The following is a 1,484-nucleotide window of genomic DNA, read 5'->3' on the forward strand; positions in this document are numbered from 1 at the left end:
GTGACGCACGTCGTTCCACCGACCGCCGAGTGATCGGTTCCGACCCAAGCGTGAAAGGCAAAACCTTCCATGACCGCTTCCCCCCAGGAACTTCCCTCCCTCAGCCTTGAGACGCCTGCCTTATTGACGGTGAGCCCGCTGCTGCGCGAACTGCAGGAACAGGGGCCGGTCTGCCGGGTGCGCACCCCCGCCGGGGACGAGGGGTGGCTGGTGACCCGCCACGCCGAGCTCAAGCAGCTGCTGCACGACGAGCGGATCGGCCGCTCCCACCCCGACCCGGCGAACGCGCCGCGGTACGTCAGGAGCGCCTACCTGGACCTGATGATCACCGACACCGACGCCGAGGCCGGACGCCGGACGCACAGCGAGTACCGCCGGCTGCTCACGCCGATGTTCTCCGCCCGGCGGGTGCGCGATATGCAGCCGCAGGTGGCAGGGGTCGTGGACGCCGTACTTGACCGGTTCATCGCCCAGGGGTCGCCCGGCGACCTGCACGGCGGCGTCTCCACACCGGTCGCCCTGACGGTCCTCTGTGACATCATCGGCATCCCTGTGGAGAGCCGCGAACAGCTGACGACGCTGCTGTCCCAGATGGCCCTGCTGAACGACCGCGAGAGCGTGGAGCGCGGACAGCGCGGCCTCTTCGCGTTCATCGAAGGGCTCGTCGAGCAGAAGCGGGCCACGCCCGGCGACGACATCATGACCCGGCTGAGCGAGGGAGGGCTGCCCGAGGCGCGCGTGGCACCGCTGGCGGTGGGCCTGCTGTTCGCCGGGCTGGACAGCGTCGTCACGATCATGGACGACGGCGTGGTGCTCCTGAGCGCCCACCCCGAGCAGCGCGCGGCGGCACTGGCGGACCCGGACCTGATGACGCTCGCCGTGGAGGAAGTGCTGCGGGCGGCCAAGGCCGGCGGGTCGGTCCTGCCGCGCTACGCCTCCGAGGACGTCGAGATCGGCGGGGTGACCATCCGGTCCGGGGACCTGGTCCTGTTCGACTTCAGCCTCTCCAACTTCGACGAGCGGGCCTACACCGAACCGGAGCGGTTCGACATCACCAGGTCCCCCAACCCGCACATGACCTTGGCCCACGGCATCTGGCACTGCATCGGCGCCCCCCTGGCGCGCATCGAGCTGAAGACGGTGTTCACCAAGCTGTTCACCCGCCTGCCCGACCTGCGCCTGGTACGTCCGGTGGACGAGCTGCGGCTGCTGGACGGCCAGCTCTCCGGCGGCCTCACCGAGCTGCCCGTGGCCTGGTAGACCGCACTTCCCCGTGCCCGGCGGCGGCCTCCACCGCGACGTCCGGGACGTTGCCCGTACGCACACCTCGCGCTCGCCACGCGATCGGGGCCGTGCGTACGGGCAACGTGCTTTAGGGAAACCCACAGTCAGTCTTGAGCAGGATGGCCTTTGATAACGGGTCAGACGTGAGTGTCGACGCTCTGTGCCCCAGAACTGGCATTCCACGAGGAGTTGGCGTCCTG

Annotated in this window: 1 protein-coding gene; it reads left to right on the plus strand. The window is 69.4% G+C overall.

From position 1 onward, the window contains the following. The first annotated feature begins 69 nt into the window (after nt 1-69). Complete coding sequence (locus DXZ73_RS36000) at nt 70-1,260, plus strand: cytochrome P450 (protein WP_116215112.1); 1,191 nt, start codon at nt 70-72, stop codon at nt 1,258-1,260. Nucleotides 1,261-1,484: the final 224 nt, after the last annotated feature.

This window comes from Streptoverticillium olivoreticuli subsp. olivoreticuli (assembly GCF_003391135.1).
Classification (GTDB): Bacteria; Actinomycetota; Actinomycetes; order Streptomycetales; family Streptomycetaceae; genus Streptomyces; species Streptomyces blastmyceticus.

What these genes read in the sequence shown, in the direction of transcription:
- DXZ73_RS36000 (WP_116215112.1), top strand. Translation starts at nt 70, where the DNA reads ATGACCGCTTCCCCCCAGGAACTTCCCTCCCTCAGCCTTGAGACGCCT.